General features: G+C 67.7%; 16 protein-coding genes. 3 read left to right on the top strand and 13 right to left on the bottom strand.

What is annotated here, in order from left to right; all coding sequences use genetic code 11:
- Positions 1-57: 57 nt before the first annotated feature.
- The 8 genes from era to hrcA form a co-directional block, all read right to left on the bottom strand.
- The gene (era, locus tag ACQ3HB_RS06290) at positions 58-966 is read right to left on the bottom strand and encodes a GTPase Era (protein ID WP_430918753.1); all 909 of its coding nucleotides are present in this window, start codon (positions 964-966) and stop codon (positions 58-60) included.
- Positions 967-968: 2 nt separating this feature from the next.
- Positions 969-2,312: a hemolysin family protein gene (locus ACQ3HB_RS06285; RefSeq protein ID WP_430918751.1), complete on the bottom strand. Its 1,344-nt coding sequence runs from the start codon at positions 2,310-2,312 to the stop codon at positions 969-971.
- Positions 2,312-2,779: an rRNA maturation RNase YbeY gene (ybeY, locus tag ACQ3HB_RS06280; protein WP_430918749.1), complete on the bottom strand. Its 468-nt coding sequence runs from the start codon at positions 2,777-2,779 to the stop codon at positions 2,312-2,314. Before ybeY ends, ACQ3HB_RS06285 begins: the two co-directional genes overlap by 1 nt.
- Positions 2,776-3,789 carry a PhoH family protein gene (locus tag ACQ3HB_RS06275; RefSeq protein ID WP_430918926.1) on the bottom strand — a complete coding sequence of 338 codons (1,014 nt, stop codon included), beginning with the start codon at positions 3,787-3,789 and terminating at the stop codon, positions 2,776-2,778. Before ACQ3HB_RS06275 ends, ybeY begins: the two co-directional genes overlap by 4 nt.
- A 79-nt stretch (positions 3,790-3,868) precedes the next feature.
- Entirely contained in the window at positions 3,869-4,222 is a 354-nt protein-coding gene (locus tag ACQ3HB_RS06270) for an HIT domain-containing protein (RefSeq protein WP_430918747.1), read from the bottom strand.
- Between the two features lie 79 nt (positions 4,223-4,301).
- A complete protein-coding gene (locus ACQ3HB_RS06265; RefSeq protein WP_430918745.1) occupies positions 4,302-5,036 on the bottom strand; it encodes a 16S rRNA (uracil(1498)-N(3))-methyltransferase in 735 nt (244 codons plus the stop codon).
- Between the two features lies 1 nt (position 5,037).
- Positions 5,038-6,156: a molecular chaperone DnaJ gene (gene dnaJ / locus ACQ3HB_RS06260; protein ID WP_430918744.1), complete on the bottom strand. Its 1,119-nt coding sequence runs from the start codon at positions 6,154-6,156 to the stop codon at positions 5,038-5,040.
- 84 nt (positions 6,157-6,240) lie between these two features.
- On the bottom strand, positions 6,241-7,263 hold the full coding sequence (gene hrcA, locus ACQ3HB_RS06255; RefSeq protein WP_430918742.1) for a heat-inducible transcriptional repressor HrcA: 1,023 nt from the start codon (positions 7,261-7,263) through the stop codon (positions 6,241-6,243).
- A gap of 213 nt (positions 7,264-7,476) precedes the next feature.
- Here hrcA and ACQ3HB_RS06250 point away from each other — a divergent pair, with 213 nt between their 5' ends.
- Positions 7,477-8,067, top strand: coding sequence for a DUF4870 domain-containing protein (locus ACQ3HB_RS06250; RefSeq protein ID WP_430918740.1), 591 nt, complete (start codon positions 7,477-7,479; stop codon positions 8,065-8,067).
- 41 nt (positions 8,068-8,108) lie between these two features.
- On the opposite strand, the gene hemW is transcribed toward ACQ3HB_RS06250, so the two are convergent.
- From hemW to lepA, 3 genes are all read right to left on the bottom strand, one after another.
- Positions 8,109-9,335 (bottom strand): radical SAM family heme chaperone HemW, encoded by a 1,227-nt coding sequence (hemW, locus tag ACQ3HB_RS06245; RefSeq protein ID WP_430918738.1) that lies wholly within the window; start codon positions 9,333-9,335, stop codon positions 8,109-8,111.
- 11 nt (positions 9,336-9,346) lie between these two features.
- Positions 9,347-9,991, bottom strand: coding sequence for a DUF1990 family protein (locus ACQ3HB_RS06240; RefSeq protein ID WP_430918737.1), 645 nt, complete (start codon positions 9,989-9,991; stop codon positions 9,347-9,349).
- 199 nt (positions 9,992-10,190) lie between these two features.
- Positions 10,191-12,041 carry a translation elongation factor 4 gene (lepA, locus tag ACQ3HB_RS06235; protein WP_430918735.1) on the bottom strand — a complete coding sequence of 617 codons (1,851 nt, stop codon included), beginning with the start codon at positions 12,039-12,041 and terminating at the stop codon, positions 10,191-10,193.
- Positions 12,042-12,356: 315 nt separating this feature from the next.
- On the opposite strand from lepA, the gene rpsT reads away from it, so the two are divergent.
- The gene (rpsT, locus tag ACQ3HB_RS06230) at positions 12,357-12,617 is read left to right on the top strand and encodes a 30S ribosomal protein S20 (protein WP_430918733.1); all 261 of its coding nucleotides are present in this window, start codon (positions 12,357-12,359) and stop codon (positions 12,615-12,617) included.
- A 274-nt stretch (positions 12,618-12,891) separates the two neighbouring features.
- Positions 12,892-13,347, top strand: coding sequence for an SRPBCC family protein (locus tag ACQ3HB_RS06225; RefSeq protein ID WP_430918731.1), 456 nt, complete (start codon positions 12,892-12,894; stop codon positions 13,345-13,347).
- Positions 13,348-13,390: 43 nt separating this feature from the next.
- On the opposite strand, the gene holA is transcribed toward ACQ3HB_RS06225, so the two are convergent.
- The gene (gene holA, locus ACQ3HB_RS06220; protein WP_430918729.1) at positions 13,391-14,455 is read right to left on the bottom strand and encodes a DNA polymerase III subunit delta; all 1,065 of its coding nucleotides are present in this window, start codon (positions 14,453-14,455) and stop codon (positions 13,391-13,393) included.
- 66 nt (positions 14,456-14,521) lie between these two features.
- Entirely contained in the window at positions 14,522-16,864 is a 2,343-nt protein-coding gene (locus tag ACQ3HB_RS06215) for a ComEC/Rec2 family competence protein (RefSeq protein ID WP_430918728.1), read from the bottom strand.
- Positions 16,865-16,990: the final 126 nt, after the last annotated feature.

Genomic DNA, 16,990 nt, shown 5'->3' with positions numbered 1-16,990 from the left:
AGTCGAAGCCGGTTCACAACGGACACCCAGGAAGGGCCCGCTGTGAACCGCTGAGCGTTAGAAGCCCAACCGGCCGAGGAGCTTGGGATCGCGCTGCCAGTCCTTGGCCACCTTCACGCGGATGGACAGGTAGACGCGTGAGCCGATGAGCGGTTCGATACCGGCGCGAGCGCGTGCGCCGACATCGCGAAGACGGGATCCGCCCTTGCCGATGATGATCGCCTTCTGGCTGTCGCGCTCGACGAAGACGTTCGCGTACACGTCGATGAGATCCTGATCCTGGCGCTTGATCATGTCGTCGATCGTCACGGCGAGCGAGTGGGGAAGCTCGTCCTGCACGCCCTCGAGCGCGGCTTCACGGATGAGTTCCGCGACGCGGTCGGTGAGGTTCTCGTCGGTCGTCGCATCCGCCGGGTAGAGCGGCTCGGACACGGGCATGAGCTTCAGGAGCTCCGTCACGAGGATGTCGAGCTGGTCGTCGGTCACCGCCGAGATCGGGATGACGGCGTCCCAGGTGCGGAGCTCGGAGATCGCCATCAGCTGCTCGGCGATCGTCGCCTTGTTGGCCGTGTCCGTCTTCGTGACGAGCGCGACCTTCTTCGCCCTCGGGAAGGCGTCGAGGGTCTCGTTGATGAACCGGTCGCCCGGGCCGAGCTTCTCGTTGGCCGGGATGCAGAACCCGATGACGTCGACGTCGGAGAGGGTGGACTGCACGAGGTCGTTGAGGCGCTGGCCGAGCAGGGTGCGCGGACGGTGGATGCCCGGAGTGTCGACGACGATGAGCTGCCCCCGCTCCGTGTGCACGACGCCCCGGATGGCTCGTCTCGTCGTCTGCGGCTTGGAGGACGTGATCGCGACCTTCTCCCCCACGAGGGCGTTCGTCAGCGTGGACTTGCCCACGTTCGGGCGTCCCACGAAGGAGACGAATCCTGCCCGGTAGTCCGGTGTCCCGGTTGATTCGGTCATGTTCACTCCTGTTGTTCGGTGAACGCGTTCTGCGCGTCCGTGAGTTCTTCGCTGCGACGGGCCATGACGGTGCGGATCCGGCCACGACCGCGCTCGACGCGTTCTGCCGTGAGCACGAGGCCGCTGACGGTGACGGACGAGCCGATGACCGGCAGGCGTCCGAGGGTCTTCGCGAGCAGTCCGCCGGCGGAGTCGACGTCGTCGTCGTCGAGTTCGATCCCGAAGAGTTCGCCGAGCTCGTCGACTGGGAGGCGGGCGTCGACCCGGAAGCTGCCGTCGCCCAGGTCGGTGACGTCGGGCACGTCCGTGTCGTATTCGTCCGAGATCTCCCCGACGAGCTCCTCGATGAGGTCCTCGAGCGTCACGAGCCCGGAGATGCCGCCGTATTCGTCGACGACCATGGCGATGTGATTGGCGTCGAGCTGCATCTGCTGCAGCAGCGAGTCCGCCTTCTTGGATTCCGGAACGAATGTCGCTGGGCGCAGGAGGGCTCGCAGCGGCTCCGCATCGATGTCGGCTGCATCGGCGGTGTCGATGGCGGCCCGATCGGCGGGGGGCACCTCGCCCGCGTCGAACATCGCCTTCACGAGGTCCTTCAGGTAGAGGATGCCGAGCATGTCGTCGATGTCGCCTGCCGTGACGGGCGCGCGGGAGATCCCGGTCTCGAGGAAGATGTCCAGCGCCTCACGAACCGAGAGGCTGAGCTGCAGGGACACCATGTCGGTGCGCGGCACCATGACCTCGCGGACGACGGTCTCGTTGAACTCGAAGATCGAGTGGATGAGCTCCCGGTCGTCCTCCTCGAGGACGGACTGCGCTGCGGCCTCGTCGACCATGCTGAGGAGCTGCTCCTCCGAGGTGAAGGAGACCGAGCGGGAGATGCCGGGAGTCACACGATTGCCGAGCGCCACGAGCAGGCTCGCGACGGGGCCGAGCAGGAGCCGGACGAAGCGGATGAGCGGAGCGCTGAACTGCAGGATGCCCTTGGCGTGGGTGCGTCCGACGCCTCGAGGGCTCGCACCCACGAGCACGAAGGACGTGATCGTCATGATGAGCGCGGCGAGGACGAGGACGAGCCACGGGATGTCGATCGCGAGGGCGAGGGCGAGCGTCACGAGGACGGCGGCGGTGGTCTCGGCGAGAATTCTCGTGAAGTTGATCGCGTTGACGTGCGCGTCGGGGTCGCCGGCGATCGCCTGGAGGGACTTCTTCGCACGCGAACGGTCCGCGAGTTCGAGGATGTCGGCCCTCGACTGCACGGAGATCGCCGCGTCCGCGGCCGCCATCAGACCGGCGAACGCGACCAGGAGGATCGCGGCGACGACGGCGACGGTGATGAATGACATCAGGCGGAGCCGCGTCGGTTCTTCATCGCGAACGCGAGCAGGATGTCGCGCTGGATGCCGAACATCTCGCGCTCCTCGTCCGGTTCGGCGTGGTCGAAGCCGAGGAGGTGGAGGATGCCGTGCGTCGTGAGCAGCTGCAGCTCGTCGATCGTCGGGTGACCGGCCGTCTCGGCCTGGGACTCGGCGACCTGGGGGCACAGGACGATGTCGCCGAGCAGGCCCGGGCCGGTCGGCTGGTCCTCGGTGCCGGGACGCAGCTCATCCATCGGGAAGCTGAGGACGTCGGTCGGGCCGGGCTCGTCCATCCACTGCACGTGCAGCTGTTCCATGGCGGCTTCGTCGACGAGCACGATGGCGAGCTCGGCGTCCGCGCTCACGTGCAGGGAGTCGAGCGCGAACGACGCCAGGTCGAGGATCCGGGCCTCGTCGACGACGACGCCGGACTCGTTGTTGATCTCGATGGTCACGAACGGCCTCGTTTCGGCTGGTGGTCTCTGGTGGATCCGCGGCGCTCGGCGCGGTTGGCGAACTCGGCCGCCTGCTCACGCTCGAAGCGCTGCGCCTGGCGGACGGCGTCGTACTCGCCGTACGCGTCGACGATGCGGCCGACGAGGCTGTGGCGCACCACGTCCTCGCTCGTGAGCGTCGAGAAGTGGATGTCGTCGATGTCCTTGAGCACGCGCGTCACGAGCCGGAGCCCGGACGCACCCGTCGGGAGGTCGATCTGCGTGATGTCGCCCGTGACGACGATGCGCGAACCGAACCCGAGGCGGGTGAGGAACATCTTCATCTGCTCCGGCGAGGTGTTCTGGGCTTCATCGAGCACGATGAACGAGTCGTTGAGGGTGCGCCCGCGCATGTAGGCGAGCGGCGCGACCTCGATCGTTCCGGCCGCGAGCAGCTTCGGCACGACCTCCGGGTCCATCATCTCGTTGAGTGCGTCGTAGAGCGGGCGCAGGTACGGGTCGATCTTGTCGGTCAGGGTTCCCGGAAGGAAGCCGAGGCGTTCACCGGCTTCCACGGCTGGACGCGTCAGGATGATCCGGTTGACCTCTTTGCGCTGCAGCGCCTGGACGGCCTTCGCCATCGCGAGGTAGGTCTTGCCGGTTCCAGCCGGGCCGATGCCGAACACGATCGTGTTCTGGTCGATCGCGTCGACGTACTCCTTCTGACCGACCGTCTTCGGTCTGATCGAACGGCCGCGCGTGGTCAGGATCGACTGTCCCAGGAGATCGGATGGCGACGCCTGGTCGTCCTTGCCGAGGATGCGTGCGGAGGTGCTGACCTCCGCGGGTCCAGGGTCGTGTCCTTCTCGGACCATGGTGATGAGCTCCTCAACCAGTCGTTTGGCCAGTCTGGCCTGTGCGGCCTCGCCGCTGATGGTGATCTCGTTGCCTCGGACGTGCACCGAGACGCCGGGATGTTCGCGTTCGATCGTGGTCAGCAGGCGGTCCTGCGGGCCGAGCAGTCGGACCATGGCGACGCCGTCGACGAGGAGCGTGAACTCCTCGGTCGCCGTCGAGTCGGTCGGAGCGTCGTCCCGGTCTCCGCTGTGGCTACTGTCCGCCAAGGGATCCCTCCGGCAGCACGCCGCCGAGCAGGTGCGCGTGCACGTGGAACACGGTCTGGCCTGCTGAGGCGCCCGTGTTGAAGACGAGGCGGAATTCTCCCGCCGTGTGTTCCGCGGCGAGCGACTCGGCGACCGAGATCATCTCGGCGAGGAGACCGGGGTCTCCGGCGGCGAGTTCGACGACGTTCCGGTACTGCTCCGTCTTGGGGACGATCAGCAGGTGCACCGGCGCCTGCGGGGCGATGTCGGGGAAGGCGATGACACGGTCGGTCTCCGCGACGAGGGTCGCGGGGATCTCCCCAGACACGATCTTGGCGAACACCGAAGGCTCTTCACTCATGCTTCCATCCTAGAGTTCCGGGGAAGCGAGTGCAGCGTGAGGACGTGGACGCGGAGGACGACGGTGTGTTCCAGCGCACTCACCAACGACCGAGCAGGACGTTGAGCGCGGAGATCGCGGCCGGCCCGGCGGTCGAGGTGCGGAGCACCCCGGAGCCGAGTCTGACCTCGACGGCGCCGGCATCGACCAGTCGTTCACGTTCAGCGGGCGAGATGCCGCCTTCCGGGCCGACGACGAGCAGGATCTCGGGGGTCTCGGGGTCGAGCGTGAGCTCACTGAGCGCGATCGACGCGGTCGGTTCGAGGACGAGCACCGTTCGTCCTGCGACGAGCTTCGCGAGCGCTTTCGTGTCCGACACCTCGGCGACCTCGGGAACGCGTGCTCGGATCGACTGCTTCGACGCCTCACGCACGATCGTCTGCCAGCGTGCGCGACCCTTCACGGCCTTGTCCCCCTGCCAACGGGACACGCTGCGTTCGGCGCCCCACGGGATGATGCCGTCGACGCCGAGCTCTGTTCCGGCCTGGATGGCCAGTTCGTCGCGGTCGCCCTTCGCGAGCGCCTGCACGAGCACGATCTCGGGACGCGACTCCGGGTGGAGCACCACGCTCTCGACGCGGATCTCGAGCTCGCCCGGTTCACTGCGCACGACCGGTCCAGAGGCAACGAGCCCGCGTCCGTTGCCGATCGACGTCGATTCCCCGACGCGCAACCGGCTCACGGACACGGCGTGCTTCGCCTCCGGTCCGCGGAGGATGAGGTTCTCCCCCACACTCGTGGATTCGAGGTCTTCCCGGAAGTACAGCGAACTCATGTCAGCTCGCGCCGTGGAAGCGGTCGCGGATCTTCGCGAACAGCCCCTGCTGGAACTGGGCGAGGGCCGGCGGACCCTGGCGGCGACCGTTCGCGAACGTCTTCACGAGTTCGCGTTCCTTGTGATCGAGCTTCGTGGGCGTGATGACCTGGATGCCGATGCGCAGATCGCCACGGCTGTTGCCGCGGAGACGCGTGACCCCGCGGTCCTTGATCGTGATGACCTCGGAGCTCTGCACGCCCGGTTTCAGGTCGAGCTCGACGTCGCCGTCGAGCGCGTGGACCGTGACCTGGCGGCCGAGGATGGCGTCGGTCATGGGAACCTCGAGCGTGGCGAGGAGGTCGTCGCCGTCTCTGCTGAAGACGTCGTGGTGCCGCACCTTCATCTCGAGATAGAGGTCGCCGTTCGGTCCGCCTGCCGGCCCGACCTCGCCGCTGCCCGGCATCTGCAGCCGCAGACCGGTGTCGACGCCGGCCGGGATGTCGACCGAGACGGTGCGACGGGCACGGATGCGGCCCTGGCCCTGGCAGGTGACGCACGGCGTCGCGATGATCGTGCCGTAGCCGCGGCACGTGCCGCAGGGCGATGAGGTCATGACGTTGCCGAGGAGGGAACGGACGGCGCGCTGGATGCTGCCGGTGCCGTGGCAGATGTCACACGTGACGGGCGAGGTGCCCGGCTGGCAGCACGAGCCGTTGCACGTCCCGCAGAGGACGGCCGTGTCGACCTCGAGGTCGCGGTGCGTGCCGAAGATGACCTCGTCGAGGTCGAGCTCGACCCGGAGCAGTGCGTCCTCGCCACGCGCACGACGCGACTTGGGTCCGCGGTTCCCGCCGCCGCCGCCTCCGAAGAAGGTGTCGAAGATGTCGCCGAAGCCGCCGAAGCCGGCATCGCCGAAGCCACCGGCCTGCGGACCGAGATCGTACTGCTGGCGCTGCTTCGCATCGCTCAGGACGTCGTAGGCGTGCGTGACCTCTTTGAAGCGCTCCGATGCGTCGGAGCCGGGGTTCACGTCGGGGTGCAACTCGCGGGCGAGCCTGCGGTACGCCTTCTTGATCTCCTCGGGGGATGCGTCGCGTGCGACGCCGAGGACTGCGTAGTGGTCGGGCTGGTCAGCCACTGCGGGCCTTTCGTTCAAGGGACGTTCCGGCGCTCTCCCCGGAACGAGGTCGTCTCCACCCCGTGAGAGCCCGGGGACGTTCGATCACTCGGCGTCGAGTATGCGCGACAGGTATCGTGCGACGGCGCGAACGGCCGCCATATTGGTCGCGTAGTCCATTCTCGTCGGACCGAGCACACCCAACCGCGCGATTTCGCCACCAGAGGAACGGTAGTTGCTCGCGACGACGCTCGTCGTCTCGAGTCCGAAGGACGCGTTCTCCCGGCCGATGCTGGCAGCGACACCGTCCTGCTCGGCCTCCATCTCACCGAAGAGGCGGAGGAGGACCACCTGCTGTTCGATGGCGTCCAGCACGGGGTAGATGCTCCCTGGGAAGTCGTCCTCGGTGCGGGCGAGGTTCGCTGCACCGGCCATGACGAGGCGGTCCTGGCGCTCCGCAGAGACCTGCTCGCGGACGGCGTCGACGATCCGGCCGGCGACTGCGCGATCCGCCTCCGGCACGGTGTCGACCACTGCTCCGAGCGCATCGTGCGCTTCGAGGAGGGCGCGTCCGGAAGCGGCTTCGTTCAGCCGACCGCGGAGGGAGGCGACGGTCTCGTCGTCGACGGGCGTCTCCGTCTCGACGAGGCGCTGCTCCACCCGACCGTTGTCGAGGATGATGACGGCGAGCACCCGCGTGGCAGTGACCGTCACGAGTTCGAGGTGGCGTACGCGAGCGCGCGAGAACATGGGGTACTGCACGAGCGCGACCTGATTCGTGAGCTGCGCGAGCAGGCGGACCGTGCGGTGCAGCACCTCGTCGAGGTCGCTCGAGGCACCGAGGAAGGTCTCGATCGCCGTGCGCTGCGGAGTACTGAGCGGACGCCGATCCGCGAGGTGGTCGACGAAGAGGCGGTAGCCCTTGTCCGTGGGGACGCGGCCTGACGAAGTATGGGGAGCGACGATCAGCTCCTCCTCCTCCAACTGCGCCATGTCGTTGCGGATGGTGGCGGCGGAGACGCCGAAGGAGTGGCGATCCACGATCGTCTTCGAGCCGACGGGCTCACGCGATGCGACGTAGTCCTGGACGATGACCCTGAGGACTTCGAGACTCCGATCGGACACCATGTCGATCACCTCCCGTTAGCACTCTCACATCGTGACTGCTCATCATATCGCGATCGTCTGCACGATCCCCTCGTCGACGCGGTCGTGCGCTCCCCTTGCGCCCCGCGACAGGTGAGGAATAGCGTGGGGAACCCAGAGGGTCCGGTCCCCTGAACAGGGGTGCGATACGCTCTGCTGGACAACCTGGATATTCCAACCGTGAAAGGTGCGAAGATGTCTGACCCGAACGCTCAGCCGCCCGTCGACCCAACAGCAGGCGGCGGCGTTCCGCCCGTGCCTCCCACTGGTGACGGCGGACCGACGCCTCCTCCGACCGCGCCGGGCGCCCCTGGCGCTCCGACTCCCCCGCCCGCCGGGTCCTACCCGCCGCCTCCCGGTCCGGCACAGCCGGGCGCCTACCCGCCGGCTGGCGGCTACCCGCCGCCTCCCGGAGCCCAATACGCCCCGCCCGCCGGGTACGGTGCACCTGCACCGCAGATGAGCCCTGCCGATGAGAAGCTGTGGGCGACGCTCATCCACATCGGCGGCATCTTCTTCGCGTTCCTGCCCGCGCTCATCGGCTACCTGGTCCTCAAGGACCGCGGACCGTTCGTGCGCTCGCACTCGCTCGCGGCCCTCAACTTCCAGTTGACGATGCTCATCGCCTACGTGGTCGGCCTCATCCTCACCTTCGTCGTGATCGGTGCGGTCGTGCTCCTCGCGGTCGCCGTGGTCGTCGTGGTGTTCAGCATCATCGCCGCGGTCAAGGCCAACAAGGGCGAGCTCTACACCTACCCGCTCTCGATCGCGTTCATCAAGAACTAGTCGCGAGGACCTGGTCACAGGTCTTCGGGAAGCGGTCCTCGCTACTCGCCGACCAGTCGTCGCACGACGGCATCGGCCATCAGCCGCCCTGTACGGGTCAGCTCCAGCTGGCCCCGCAGGGCGGCTTTCGCGTTCACGAGCTCGTCGGCGATGAGGCCTGCGACGGCCGTCCGCGCTTCGGGCGCCAGGGTGCGGAGAGCGATGCCGTCGCGCGTCCTGGTGAGGAGGAGGATGCGCTCGAGCTCGCGCGTATCATCGTCGAGCGTCTCCCGCCCCGCCGCCGGCGACTCCCCCGCGGCCATGCGCTGCGCGTAGGCGGCCGGGTGCTTCACGTTCCACCAGCGGACCCCGCCGACGTGGCTGTGCGCACCGGGCCCGACGCCCCACCAGTCCTCGCCCGTCCAGTAGGACAGGTTGTGCTGCGACCGGTGCTGCGGCCCCTTCGACCAGTTGCTGACCTCGTACCAGTCGTATCCGGCATCGGCGAGGAGTCCGTCGGCGAGCTCGTACATGTCGGCCTGCAGGTCCTCGTCCGGAGTCGCCACCTCGCCGGAGCGGATCTGGCGGGCCAGCTTCGTGCCCGGTTCGACGATCAGCGAGTACGCCGACACATGATCGGGCGCGCAGCTGATCGCGCGGTCGAGCGATGCACGCCAGTCGTCGAGCGACTCGCCCGGTGTGCCGTAGATGAGGTCGAGGCTGACGTCGAGACCTGCGTCCTTCGCCCACTGGACGACGAGTGGGACTCGCTCGGGGTCGTGCGTGCGCTCGAGGGTCGCGAGGACGTGCGGCACCGCCGACTGCATGCCGAAGGAGACGCGCGTGAACCCGGCGTCGGCGAGTCGCTGCAGGTACGCCGCATCGACCGAGTCCGGATTCGCCTCCGTCGTCACTTCTGCGCCCTCGGCGAGTCCGAACGCTTCCACGACGCCGTGGAACATGCGTACGAGGTCGTCGGCGGGCAGGAGCGTCGGTGTGCCTCCGCCGAAGAAGACCGTCGACGCTGGACGAGCCGGCACGCCGGAGCCATCGAGGACCGTGCGGCCGAAGTGCAGCTCCCGGACGGCCTCGTCGGCGTAGTCGGACTGCTTCGCACCGCGGAGTTCGGTCGCGGTGTAGGTGTTGAAGTCGCAGTAGCCGCAGCGGACGCGGCAGAACGGGACGTGCAGGTACACGCCGAACCGTCTGCTGTCGGCATCGACCGCGGCGAGAGAGGGAAGGAGGCCGTCAGCAGGTGCTGGATCGGCGAGGGGCAGAGCGCTCGGCACGACGGGCCCGCTCAGCTGACGCGAGCAGGCAGGAGCGCGTGCAGGTAGGCGAAGTTGAGCTGCTTGCGGCGGCGCTTCGCGAGCGCGCCGACGAGCTTGTACTTGGCGCCGGTCGGTGTGAAGAAGGAACGGACGCCGATCCAGACGGAGTCGTCGTCGCGGTGCTCGATCGTGAACGCCTGTTCACCGCTCTCCGGGTCGCCCTCCATCGTTCCGAGCGCGAGGGAGACGTGCGTCGGGTCCTCGACGACGTAGATGACGCGGTGCGGGCCGGAGACGGGCTCGCCGTTCACCGTTCCGTCGAGGTGGACGGTCGTCCCGGGGGTGATGAACGGGGTGCCGTCCTCGGCGAAGCGCTGCTCTGCGTGGTTCTCGATCGCCTCGAGCGGCGTTCCGTCGGTGTCGAACGCGATGCCGCTGTACTGGACGCCGGTGCCCGGGTGCACGTCCGTCACCTCGAGGCCGCACGAACGGTGCAAGCCCCAGGTCAGGAGCGCGGCGGACGCGAGCGCGAAGCGTTCCGCTCCGCTGCCGAGGCGGAACGAGTCCTGCGAGGGCGTGTAGCCCTCCGGCGGATACTGCATGAGGTCGGGGGCCTGCGTCGCGCCGACGGCGGCGTAGTCGACCGCTTCATCCTCGAACGATGAGCGTCGCACGTGCTACCAGTCCTTTGCATCGGGGGCCGGGCGACGGGAAGTGTCGTGACCGGCGAAGTGTTCGGCATCAAGTGTAGGACGGATCGGCTGAGCGACCGCCGACATCGACCGATGAGATCGGATGGCGACATCGACCGACATCGCCCGCCGGCGACTAATGGAGCGACGAAAGCGACGAAAGCGACGAACGTCGCTCGTGTTACTTCTTGTCCTTGGACTCCACGTCACCGGAGAGCGCGGCGATGAACGCCTCCTGCGGAACCTCGACCTTGCCGACCATCTTCATGCGCTTCTTGCCCTCCTTCTGCTTCTCGAGGAGCTTGCGCTTGCGGGTGATGTCACCGCCGTAGCACTTGGCGAGGACGTCCTTGCGCATGGCACGAACCGACTCACGGGCGATGATTCGCGCACCGATGGCGGCCTGGATCGGGACCTCGAACTGCTGGCGCGGGATGAGCTTCTTGAGTCGCTCGGTCATGAGCACACCGTAGGCGTACGCCTTCTCACGGTGGACGATGGCGCTGAACGCGTCGACCTGCTCGCCCTGGAGGAGGATGTCGACCTTCACGAGGTCGGCTGCCTGCGAACCGGAGGGCTCGTAGTCGAGCGAGGCGTAGCCCTGCGTCCGGCTCTTGAGGTGGTCGAAGAAGTCGAAGACGATCTCACCGAGCGGCATCGTGTATCGGAGCTCGACGCGGTCCTCACCGAGGTACTCCATGCCGAGGAGCGCTCCACGACGGCTCTGGCAGAGCTCCATGATGGTTCCCACGTAGTCCTTGGGGGCCAGGATGCCCACCTTGACCATGGGCTCGGAGACCTCCATGATCTTGCCGCCGGGGAACTCGCTCGGGTTGGTCACGATGACCTTCCGCTTGTCCTCCGTCGTGACCTCGTAGGTCACGGACGGCGCCGTGGCGATGAGGTCGAGATCGAACTCGCGCTCGAGGCGCTCGGTGATGATCTCCAGGTGCAGGAGGCCGAGGAAGCCGACACGGAAGCCGAAGCCGAGCGCGACGGACGTCTCCGGCTCGTAGTTGAGCGATGCGTCGGAGAGCTTGAGCTTGTCGAGTGCGTCGCGGAGGATCGGGTAATCGCTGCCGTCGATCGGGTAGAGACCGGAGAAGACCATGGGCTTCGGGTCCGTGTAGCCGGGGAGCGCGTCCGTGGCCGGCTTGATCGCCGTGGTCACGGTATCGCCGACCTTCGACTGACGGACATCCTTCACACCTGTGATGAGGTAGCCGACCTCGCCGACGCCGAGACCCTTCGTGGGGACCGGCTCCGGGGAGCTCACACCGATCTCGAGGAGGTCGTGGACGGCGCGCGTCGACATCATCTGGATGCGCTCGCGCGGGCTCAGCTGACCGTCGATCATGCGGACGTAGGTGACGACGCCGCGGTACGTGTCGTACACGGAGTCGAAGATCATGGCCCGTGTCGGGGCGTTGGGGTCGCCCTTGGGGTTCGGGATGCGGCTCACGACGCGGTCGAGGAGTTCCTCGACGCCCATGCCCGTCTTGCCGGACACCCGCAGCACGTCCTCCGGCTCACCGCCGATCAGGCTCGCGATCTCCTTCGCGTACTTGTCGGGGTCCGCCGCCGGCAGGTCGATCTTGTTGAGGACCGGGATGATCTCGAGGTCGTTCTCGAGCGCCAGGTAGAGGTTCGCGAGCGTCTGCGCCTCGATGCCCTGTGCGGCGTCGACCAGGAGGATCGCGCCTTCACAGGCCGCGAGTGAACGCGAGACCTCGTAGGTGAAGTCGACGTGACCCGGCGTGTCGATCATGTTGAGCGCGAACGTCTCGCCGTTCAACTCCCACGGCATCCGGACGGCCTGGCTCTTGATCGTGATGCCGCGCTCACGTTCGATGTCCATGCGGTCGAGGTACTGGTCGCGCATGTCGCGGTCCGAGACGACACCCGTGATCTGCAGCATGCGGTCGGCCAGGGTCGATTTCCCGTGGTCGATGTGCGCGATGATGCAGAAGTTGCGGATGAACGCGGGGTCGGTCGCGGCCGGCTCGAGGGCCTTCAGGGCTTTGGGGCTCACGCGTTCCTAGGGGTCTTGAGTGATCGATCAAACGGGCAACGTCCATTGTCCCATGCTCCGGAGCCCGTGGGACAATCGGTGGAGGCGTCGTCCCGGACGGAACGCTCCTCGAGCGCTCCTCTGACCTCGCGCCGCTCTCGCGCCCACGACACGCCCGCGAGAGCGCTGGGAATCGATTGTCGATCCGCCTCGGAACCGCGTATAGTTGTCTGTTGGCTTGCGTGTGAGTTGAGACCACACGAGAACTCGCTGGAAAGCGCCCTCTTCGCGGACCGGCATCAGACACAACATCCCTGAAACGAAAGTGACCAAAACGTGGCAAACATCAAGTCGCAGATCAAGCGCATCGGCACCAACAAGAAGGCTCAGGAGCGCAACAAGGCGGTCAAGAGCGAACTTCGCACGGCCGTCCGCGCCACGCGCGAGGCAGTTGTCGCCGGCGACAAGGCGAAGGCCGAGTCCACCCTCAAGCTCGCCACCAAGAAGCTCGACAAGGCCGTGAGCAAGGGCGTCATCCACGAGAACCAGGCTGCGAACCGCAAGTCGGCCATCGCGAAGCAGGTCGCTGCGCTCTAAGCAGCGCTCGCTCCATACGGAGCAGCAGCCGCATCGACTCGTCGGTGTGTGAAGCATTCAGAAGAATCCCCCGGTCCTGGACCGGGGGATTTCTCTGTTTCCGGCGCAGGTCTTCTCCGGGGTGACCCGTCAGGGTGGTGCCTCGTTTCCGCACGTGCGGGAGCGGCACCGTAGCACCTCGACTCCGGAAACGCACGGGGGTCGTTCCGCGATGCCGATGCGCCTAGCGTGATGACCTCACCCGATCATGCGACACGTCACGAGGAGCACTCCCATGCCACAGACCATCGAAACGATCGACGTCGACGTCCCCGTCTCCGCCGCCTACAACCAGTGGACGCGGTTCGAGGAGTTCCCGACGTTCCTCGACGAGGTGGAGTCGATCACGCAGGTCACGGACACGCTCACGGAGTGGACGGTGAAGGTCGGTGGGATCGAGCGGACGTTCGAAGCGGTCATCACGGAGCAGCACCCGGACGAACGCGTCGCCTGGAACAGCACGGGCGGTGACGTCGATCACGCCGGAGTCGTCACCTTCCACAAGCTGAGCGATGCGACCACCCGCGTGACCGTGCAGATCGACTGGGAGCCGAAGGGGCTGCTGGAGAAGCTCGGGGCCACGCTCGGCGTCGACAACCACGCGATCAAGAAGGACCTGAAGAACTTCAAGGAGCTCGTCGAAGCCACCCCAGCGCCCGAGGGCGGCTGGCGCGGCGACGTTCAGGCCTGACCCGCGCGAGCAACGCTCGCGGCGCGATCCGGTCGGCCGAACCTCAGGCTGCCGGATCGACGCCGCGTGCGGCGACCACCGACACGAGGCGTTCGAGCGCGAACACGGGGTCGCGGCTCGCGCCTTTCACTCCCGCATCGGTCTCGGCGAGCATCTGGATGCAGCGGCCGATGCCAGCGTCGGTCCAGCCGGAGAGGTCTCGTCTGGCGCGGTCGACCTGCCACGGCGCGAGCCCGAACTGCTGAGCGATCTGCGATGACGGGCCACGGGCGGAGCTCACCTTCGCCATGGTGCGGATCTTCATCGCGAACGCTGCGACGATCGGCACCGGGTCCGCACCGGAGTCGAGCGCTTGGCGGAGCGAGACGAGCGCTTCCCCGTACCGACCGGCGATCGCGGAATCCGCGACCTCGAAGGCGTTGGTCTCGACTCGGCCGCCGTAGTATTTGGCGACCGTCTGTTCGTTGATCTCCTCCGACGCATCGGCGATGAGCTGGCTGCACGCTGCGGCGAGTTCCGCCAGGTCGTCGGAGAAGGCGCCGACGAGCGCACGCAGTGCCGAACCGGTGATGCGCCGCCCCGCTGCCTTGAACTCCGCTGCTGCGAACTCCGACTTCTCGGTGTCCCGCTTCAATTCGGTGCAGATGATCTCGACGCCGCCACCGGTCCCGGATCGAATCGCGTCGAGCAGCTTCTTCCCACGCACTCCTCCGCCGTGGCGGAACACGACGTATGCGCCCTCCGGAGGCGATTCGAGGTAGCGCAGTGCCTCCGTCATGAACTGGTCCGTGCACTTCTCGACCTGGCTGATGCGGACGAGTCGTGGTTCGCCGAAGAGCGAGGGACTGGCGACGGTGATGAGTTCACCCGGTGCGTAACCGTCCGCAGCGATGTCGTTGACCTCGAGCGACGGGTCTTCCGACTTCAAGAAGTCGCGGAGCCTGCGGATCGCTCGTTCAGCGAGGAACGATTCCGAGCCGGAGACGAGCACGATGGGCGCCGGGCGGACGTCCGACCAGCCGAGTTGCGGGATCGCGGCCTGCACCTTGGCGCGACCGGCCGACTTCGACGAGCCTCGCGCTGCCGACGAACCTCGTGCTGCCGCCATGTCCCAACCTTTCGACGCTCAAGTCTATCGAGGGGTTCCGACACCGCCTCGCATCGCGAGCTCCAGTCACGGCGGAGCTCGTTCCGTCCACACACGGAAGCTCGAGGCAGACGCGTTGTCGGGCCGATGCGCCTCGGCCGGAGCGAGGAGGATCATGCCGAGCTCGTCCGTGCGCAGTGAGACGGCGCCGAGGGTTTCGAGGACGCCGAGGATGGATGCCGTCGGGTGCCCGTAACCGTTGTCCGCGCCGACCGACAACAGCCCGATGTCGGCGTCCAGCCGCCGATAGAGCCGTTCACTCTGGTCCGCGGAGCCGTGGTGCGCCACCTTGACGATGTCGACTGCGTCGCCGAGCGTGTGCCGTGCCAGGAGGCGATTCTGCGTCGCTTCGCCCAGATCGCCGAGGAACATCGCGCTGAGTGGAGGCAGAGCATCTCCGGCCCGGTCCGGCCCGCCGGGGCGATCGAAGCGGACCACGACACTCGCATCGTTGCCGGTCTCCACCGGCCCGACCCGAGGTGGCGCGGGCCAGAGCACCGACCACTCCGTGTCCCCCAGGCGTCCGGTCAGTCCGGCTTCGCCGCGTGCGACATCGGCACCGTGCTCGCGCAGCTCGCGGAGGATGCGCTCGTCCGTTGCATCGGCCGTCGGTCCGACCAGGACGAGGTCCACGCGACCGAGGATCGCTTCGAGCCCACCCACGTGATCCGCGTCGTAGTGCGTGAGGACGAGCAACTCGACGCGATCGATCCCGAGCGCGTCCAGACACGCGGTGAGCGGCTCCGGCTCCGGACCGACGTCCACGAGGGCATGTTCGCCCGTCGGATCCTGCACGAGCACCGCGTCTCCCTGGCCCACTTCGCATGCGGCCACGAACCAGTCCGCTGGTCGTGTCACTGCCGTCGTGATCGCGGTGCCGGCCGCATGCCCTCCGAGTCCGGCGACGGTGCAGGCGATCACGCCGACGCACACCCAGCGCGCGACTCGACGCATCGCTCCTCCTCTGACGACGAGCAACACCACGGCGAGCGTGGGCAGAGCGAGCAGAGCAACACCCATCGGTCCCTCGACCCACGGGACTCTGGCACCCGGCACCCCGGCGAACCAGTGGGCGATGGCGGCGATCCAGGCCGACGGTACCCACGCGATCCACGCGACGACGAGCCCGAGCTGTGGCCACGCAGCAGCGGCGATGCACGCGATCAGCCCGATCACCGTTCCCGGCGCGGCCGCAGGCCCCGCGAGCAGGTTCGCTGCGACACCGCCGAGCGCGAGCGTCGGATCGAGCAGCAGCAGGACCGGTTGGCAGGCGAGCTGCGCAGCGAGCGGCACCGCGATGAGCGTGGCGAGCCACATCGGCATCACCCGCCCCAACGCCATAGAGAGCGGCCGGGCGACGACGATGAGCCCCAGGGTCGCGAGCACCGAGAGGGCGAAGCCGATCTCGCGGGACAGCCAGGGATCAGTGGCCAGGAGCACGATGACCGCCAGCGAGAGTGCAGCGATACCCCGCGCTGGACGGCCGATTCCTCCTGCGACGAGCACGACCGCCGCCATGAACGCCGCTCGCTGCACACTCGGCTGCGGCGTCACCAACACGACGAAACCGCCGAGTGCGACGAGCGCGACCACCGTTCTCGCCGCGAGCGGCAGTCCGCACCGGGCCGCCGCCGCGAGCACGAGCCACACGATGATGGCGCAGTTCGCTCCTGACACCGCCGTGAGGTGGCTCAGTGAGCTCGCCTTCATCGCGTCGTCGAGCTCGGAGCCGACTCGACTGGTATCACCGAGCGCCAGGCCGGGGAGGAGCGCACCCCCGTCTCCCGGCAGTGATTCGCTCACGATCGAGAACCCCGTTCTGAGGAACGACGCCCAAGCGATGCCGGCGGACGCCGTTTCGGTCCTCACCGGCTCGGACCGCGCGAACGCGAGTGCGGCCGATGTGTCCTCCCAGGCGTTCCATCGGAGCGTCCCCTCGAACCTCCACCGTTCGCCGATGCGGGGCGCCGCGACAGCGGCGGGGACCGCCGCGAAGACGGTGACGGGCACGGCAAGCCGAGTGGCCGCCGCAACCGAAGCGTCATCGCGCGTACTCGTGGAGGCAGCCCCACCCGACCCGGTACGTTCTCCTGAACCCGCACGTGCCACCGGCGCCACCGTCTCCAACCGAGCGCGGAATCGACTCCGGTCCCCGCCATCTCCCCGTTGACGACCGCCCTCCGACACCACGGGGTCACTCGTGACGACGACGGTCAGCTCGACAACACCCTGCGAGGCGATGCGATCCACCGCCGCCGGATGCCGTATCGGACCGGCCAGAGCGGTGAGGGCAGCCACGAATCCGCTGAGGACGAGCGTGATGCAGATGAGCGACCAGACCGTTCCTGCCGCAGCCCGACGTTCACTCATCCGCCTCCACACGAGCAGAACACCCGCAAGCGCCGCGCACCCGCCTGCGATCCACCACCCCGATGCGGGGTCGAGCACCACGAGCGCCGCCACGAGCCACATGGCGCAGGCGGGCCAGACCAACCG

Source organism: Plantibacter lichenum (genome assembly GCF_050587525.1).
GTDB lineage: Bacteria > Actinomycetota > Actinomycetes > Actinomycetales > Microbacteriaceae > Plantibacter.
Note: the sequence above shows the minus strand (reverse complement) of the source record. Positions and strands in the feature narration are given on the sequence as shown.